Below are 5,798 nucleotides of genomic sequence, written 5' to 3'. Positions count from 1 at the left end.
TAAATCTGGAGCTAATGAAGCAGCTTTACTCACTATCAATATCTTCTTATTCTTGCTAGGTATTTGGTATACTCATGGTATAGAGATTAGACAAAATAAGTATTTGAATAATCTCATAGAACAAGATCATAGAAATATAAAGAGGTTGACTCGGCCAATGTTAGGATTCAAATCATGGGACTCTATGGGATCTACTATAGCTGGATATGAGTTAGTAAATATGATCAAAAAAGGTCAGCATATTAATGCTGGTAAGATGACTATATGGGATCAGTTTTATGCTATAGCTGCATAATTGTATCTAGAGAACTGTGATTCTAGGAAAATTGTAACTACTCTAACAGTTTGCGACAGAACCGGAATTCCTAATGATTGTAAGACTCTTTTGAATATTTTACTTCTAGCAAAGGCACCATTATCAGTATAAATATATTTTGGAATACCTTGAAGCCGATTATTTTTTGAATTATCTTTATTGCTCATTGCTTCAAATAGAAATAGTAAAGCTGTCATAGCATTTTCACCATCTGTTTGTATTTTCTTACTAAATACCACACCACTTTTATCATCAACAACATTGGCTAAAAATAAGCTTTGTGATTCATAAGGTAGCCGTTTTAAATTTGAAGGGGTAAAGTCGAGCTGCCAACACTCATTACTATATTGAGCTTCAAACCTTGTTACAGCAGGTTCTATATTCTTAACAGTATAATAATCTAAATCCAAATTTAGTAGATGTCTGTCAATAGTACTTCTTTTGAGTAATCCTAATGGTGCTTTGATGACCTCATTATTTATCTGAACACCTATATTTTCTAGTATGGAAATACATTCTTTTGTAGATAGACGGTTATTTTTTTGATTAGAAGTTCTAAGCTTTAAAGCTGATATTATTTTACAATATTTAATTAGCTGTTCTATTAGTTTCAAAAGGCTTAAAACTTTTTTGTTGTTTATATAGGTTCTGTGCACAAAAATAAATATTCATCGTAGCCAAATAAAAGTACAAGCTAGTTTAATCATTCCTAAATATGCTGAAATGGTTTTATCAAATCTGGAAAATACTCTTCTAAAATGCTTAATTTTAGAAAAGAAATTCTCTATTAAATGTCTTTCTTTGTATATTTGAATATCAAAATCTATAGGATTTATAGTATTTGATTTAGAAGGAATAACAGCTTCAGAGGATATATTTTGAATATGTTCCCTAATCTTATTAGAGTGGTATGCTCTGTCAGCAATAACTTTTGTATTATATACATTTTGTAGTAAGTCTATAACTACTTTACTATCATGAGTTTTACCTTCTGATAGTAATATTTCCATTGGGTTGCCTAAAGCATCAGTCATAGCATGAATCTTGGTAGTTACTCCTCCAATTGATCTACATTTACCATAATAAAATGGTAACATTCTCCATTGGCAGCCTGTACGTAACACATAAAATACAGCTTCAATAAACAATCTTAATTTGGCTTCATCATTAGTATGAATACCTTTTTGTGATTTTAAGAATAATAAAATACTTGACCAGAATACTTCTTTTATATGATAATGAATTTTGCTAAACCTTTGATATTTATTGCTTTTCAACTTTTAAATAACAACAGTTTAGCTATTTTCAATACAATTTATATTTTTTGTGCACAGAACCTATATAAGAATTATTAATTATATAGGGGTCAGAAGAAAATTCTTTAAATTAGTCAAAGTTCGCAAGAGGTCTTATTTTAGATCGTTAACTTGTCTACGTATTTCAAAAAACCTTTCTATAAAATCCTCAGGTACTTTACCTTTATATATATAGTATTTACCTTGCGGAGCATATAAGTCTCTTGCTATAATATCCGAGTTAAGTTTATTGAAATGTTCTAAAATGATCTCTTTATATTTACTTTGATCTAGCATCTGTATTTCTTCAAAAAGATCCACCATAGGGTGCTCAACATCAGGAAAATAATCTTCATCCATAATAAAAGATACAAAAATCTCCATATAATTATCAGATTGAAAGATATCTCTAAGTTGCTCTATAGTTAAGTCATGTTCTGTGAGATTGCTTGTGACAGATAAAAATTTTATAAAATTTTTTTGTTTTAATTTGAGATTTTCAGGAATATCATAACATGATACAGGACTACCTGATAATCTTTCAAAAAGTGTATTTGTTAGCATCATACCTTTTTTAAATAACTTGTTATCTGTTCTATCAAAAAATAATATCTGTTCTGAATCATTTAATTTAAAGCTATGCGAATAATCTTTAACAATCGCGTTATCTATGATCATCTTGCGTAGCTGTAACTCTTCTGAACTGTCTGATTCTGAATCAGAACTACAATCATCATGAATAGATGAATCATATAGATAGTTTTCTGGATCAAAAAAATATGATAGAGATATTTCTTCTATAGATCCCAACCTCAGAAATTGGTCCATTTGTAAAGATTTATCTCCAAATCTTTCTCTAACATCAATGATAAGATCTCTATATTTCTCTTTTTCTTCTAAACTAGAATCTTTTAACAAAGCAGAAATTGCTTCATCACCTTTATTACCCCAAAAAGAAAAATGCTCCAAAGTATCTGCTTTTCTAATTCTAGGCCTTGGTTTGTTCTCAAAACCTTTAAATGGAACTAATGTCCCTGCAGGTAAGTGAGAATTCCTACCGGAAGTAGAATAAAAAGAGTAAAGTTTTTGACCAACAGTTATGAAGTATATATTTCTCTCTCCTTGATGATCTGTATAGGTAATATGATAAGGTATAAAATTTATATGATTATTATCCATGTTAATCCAATATTTATTAGCAGGTTGATATATTTCGAAAATTATATTGAAAAAATATTTCTTTATATTTAAACAATTATTTCTTTTTGTAAAAAAAAGAAAACATATATTGCAAAATACTCTAGGCAAAAGATAGTGTTATATAACAAATATACCTATCAAGGTAGTATTTCAAACTAATTGCCTATAAATTAGTTTATAACTTTATCACAAATCCATGTTCATCTTATGGATGTTAGATTTCACAGGCAGACATTATTCGAGATTATTAAATCTCCAAGCCCTACGCTGGTATTTATCATATCCATTAAGTTACAGACATGTAGAAGAGCTTATGAAAGAGAGAGGAATTAAGGTATATCATAGCACAATCAATCGTTGGGCTACCAAATATTCCAAAGAACTAGAATCAATATTTAGTAATAGTTTTAGAAAATATGGTAGTTACATAAGTTGGAAAATGGATGAAACCTACCTAAAGATCAAAGGCAAAGATATATATTTATACAGAGCTATAGATAAGCATGGAGATACTTTGAAATTTATGGTATCTGAAAAAAGAGATGAAAAGTCAGATCGTAAATTCTTCAAGAAAACTATTGTTAGACATTGACTTACCAAAGAGAGTTAATGTAGCAAAATCAGGAGCCAATGAAGCTGCTTTGTTGACTATCTGTGGTGAGACTATACCTTATTTCGCTATTGCATTTGAAGATAGAATTCAGAAGTCTATGTAGGTGAATTTACACACTTATTTGGAAAGGCTCTTGGAAAGAGCCCAATTATTTGCGGCAGTACCTAAATATCTTCTCCTGCAATCACCATTGCACTGGTGATACAACTTACATCTATAATGTTAATTTCATTATCTAGCATAAAGAACTTCGGTTTTTCTATGGAGGTATCAGCCAAATCAATATTAGCAGCTAAAATTTCCATGTCTTCAGGATTTTTTTTCCATATAGTAAATGAACGTTCTTTCTTGTAAGATATAGCAGTATCCAACGTAGCAAAGCTAATACCTGAATCCTCAGTTCTGGCAGGATATGACACATTATTAGTAGTATATAGTACTTGCATTGATATAAGTAAACTTTCAACACTTTTATTACTTATACCTGAAAAAACTTCTTTAATATTGTCTATGTTCCAACCTAGTTTTTTTTCTTGAGCTCTATAAAGTCGGACTATTTTTTTACCATCTATTTTTTCATAAAACATCTTAAATAATAATTCAATATAAGCTATTAGCTCTTCCAACCTTTCGAAGTTGAGTTCTTCATCGTTTGTAATTTCTTCTACTTCTGTAATTTCTTCTACTTCTGTAATTTCCCAAAATTTAAATACCACCTCTTCACTACTGCCACCAAATAACTCATTTTCTCTTTGATCTGATAAATAGTCATCGTATTTTTTATGTCGTATACTTAATAAATTAACAATATTTTCATCGCCATCTACTAAATTACGCAATTCCTGAAGAGTAATAAATTTTAAAAATTCTTCGTGATCTTTATATATTGAATATATTTCTTGACATATCTTCTTATAAGATGTTTGATAAGTTTCTTTGTCCATTTGATTATTTAGTAATTTATATAATGTTTGAATTATGATAAAAAGTTATTGTAAATAGAATTTTAATATTAAGTAATATCCGAAATGGAGGTATTGCCAGTAGGATAGAAAAACTGTTCATTATTTAATACTACGTATTTTCTTTTAGTTACATTTTTTTCTAAAAAAAGAATTGTTTTTTTTCCATGAGGAATTTTTTTCACAATATTAAACCCCATTCCCATATATAGAGAGATAGCTCGTTCATTATTCATCCATACTTTCAGCTTTAGTTTTTTCATGTCATGATTATGATTATTTTTTATAAGATTTAACATTCGCTTTCCATAACCTTGACCTTGGAATTCTTTTTTAATACAAAAATCCCAAATAAAATTGTTTTGATCTATTGAAAAAACTCCAATAACATTATTATCTTTAATATAAATACCCAATTTATTATTTCTATATAAATGGTGTATTACTGAACTTGCAGATGCAAAAGTCTTTCTAAAAGAAATTTTATAACACTCTATGCAATCATTTAAATAAAGTTCCATTTTTTGAAAAAATAGTGTTTTTTTGTATTATTCAAGATACTAGTAAATCTATTATTAATAGAATGTGGTATTGTTGCAACTATTTAGAAATAAATTGTTTTCCTTTATATAGCCTATTTTCTGATTGACATTCTCCCCCAGCTAAAGCAAGGGGATTCATAGATAGACTACGATAGTATTCTCTCACGATTTCCTACTGCTTCCTGCTTCTTAGTAGCTACTAATGTATCCACTCCACAGGCTAACATCGTTTGCCCAGCGACTAATATATTTTTAGCTGCATTTATATCAGTATTTTCTTTATGACCACAAGCTTTACACTAAAATTTAGCTTGAGATAGTCTATTATCACTATCTTTATAGCCACAATTAGAACAGGTCTGACTAGTATATCTAGGGGTTACCCTGATGACTTCGCCACCATACCAAGTACTCTTATACTCAAACTGTCTAGCAAACTCATACCAGCCTTGGTCTAAGATCGATTTATTAAGCCCAGATTTAGCCTTAACATTTTTGCTCTTATGTTCTATTGTGCCTTTAGCTGATTTACTCATATTAACTATCTTTGAATATAGTTGTGTTATCTTCTTTTTCTGTTTGTGCCAGTTGCTAGAGAGCTTAACCTTTTTAGATACTTTTCTTTGCTCTTTGGCTAATTTATTTTTATTATTTTTAGACTCTGTACACGATAATTTTTTCATATTTTAAGTTCCTTAGTAGTTTTATTGAATATTTTGAGACACAAGGAGAAATCATTGCTATAAAATCCAAAAGACTGTTGATTTAATCTTTCATTAAACTTATGAACTTTTGTAAAATATAGATATCGTAGATATTTATATTTTTAGTAGTTATGGATTTTTTCTTTTTAGGTTTAGAAGAATCATT

At 28.9% G+C, this 5,798-nt stretch carries 9 protein-coding genes; 3 read left to right on the top strand and 6 right to left on the bottom strand.

Annotated elements, in window-relative coordinates:
- Positions 1 to 295, top strand: a 295-nt coding sequence (locus F3D57_RS09900) for a transposase (RefSeq protein WP_224728184.1), incomplete at its 5' end; no start/stop codon positions are given.
- On the opposite strand, the gene F3D57_RS09895 is transcribed toward F3D57_RS09900, so the two are convergent.
- From F3D57_RS09895 to F3D57_RS09885, 3 genes are all read right to left on the bottom strand, one after another.
- On the bottom strand, positions 277 to 930 hold the full coding sequence (locus F3D57_RS09895) for a hypothetical protein (protein WP_191092391.1): 654 nt from the start codon (positions 928 to 930) through the stop codon (positions 277 to 279). The two genes, F3D57_RS09900 and F3D57_RS09895, sit on opposite strands and share 19 nt — an antisense overlap.
- Positions 931 to 984: 54 nt before the next feature.
- Positions 985 to 1,560, bottom strand: a complete 576-nt coding sequence (locus F3D57_RS09890; RefSeq protein ID WP_150466134.1) for an IS5 family transposase — start codon at positions 1,558 to 1,560, stop codon at positions 985 to 987.
- Positions 1,561 to 1,725: 165 nt separating this feature from the next.
- On the bottom strand, positions 1,726 to 2,790 hold the full coding sequence (locus F3D57_RS09885) for a hypothetical protein (RefSeq protein ID WP_150466132.1): 1,065 nt from the start codon (positions 2,788 to 2,790) through the stop codon (positions 1,726 to 1,728).
- 232 nt (positions 2,791 to 3,022) lie between these two features.
- Here F3D57_RS09885 and F3D57_RS09880 point away from each other — a divergent pair, with 232 nt between their 5' ends.
- A complete protein-coding gene (locus F3D57_RS09880; RefSeq protein WP_191092390.1) occupies positions 3,023 to 3,403 on the top strand; it encodes an IS6 family transposase in 381 nt (126 codons plus the stop codon).
- The gene (locus tag F3D57_RS10280; RefSeq protein ID WP_191092389.1) at positions 3,390 to 3,527 is read left to right on the top strand and encodes a hypothetical protein; all 138 of its coding nucleotides are present in this window, start codon (positions 3,390 to 3,392) and stop codon (positions 3,525 to 3,527) included. Before F3D57_RS09880 ends, F3D57_RS10280 begins: the two co-directional genes overlap by 14 nt.
- A 61-nt stretch (positions 3,528 to 3,588) precedes the next feature.
- Here F3D57_RS10280 and F3D57_RS09875 read toward each other — a convergent pair whose 3' ends face one another.
- The 3 genes from F3D57_RS09875 to F3D57_RS09865 form a co-directional block, all read right to left on the bottom strand.
- The gene (locus F3D57_RS09875) at positions 3,589 to 4,368 is read right to left on the bottom strand and encodes a hypothetical protein (RefSeq protein WP_150466130.1); all 780 of its coding nucleotides are present in this window, start codon (positions 4,366 to 4,368) and stop codon (positions 3,589 to 3,591) included.
- 68 nt (positions 4,369 to 4,436) lie between these two features.
- Positions 4,437 to 4,907: a GNAT family N-acetyltransferase gene (locus F3D57_RS09870; protein WP_150466129.1), complete on the bottom strand. Its 471-nt coding sequence runs from the start codon at positions 4,905 to 4,907 to the stop codon at positions 4,437 to 4,439.
- A gap of 320 nt (positions 4,908 to 5,227) precedes the next feature.
- Entirely contained in the window at positions 5,228 to 5,611 is a 384-nt protein-coding gene (locus tag F3D57_RS09865) for an RNA-guided endonuclease InsQ/TnpB family protein (protein ID WP_150466128.1), read from the bottom strand.
- Positions 5,612 to 5,798 lie beyond the last annotated feature (187 nt).

The sequence above is a fragment of the Francisella sp. SYW-2 genome, assembly GCF_008711475.1.
Taxonomy (GTDB): Bacteria; Pseudomonadota; Gammaproteobacteria; order Francisellales; family Francisellaceae; genus Francisella; species Francisella salimarina.
Note: the sequence above shows the minus strand (reverse complement) of the source record. Positions and strands in the feature narration are given on the sequence as shown.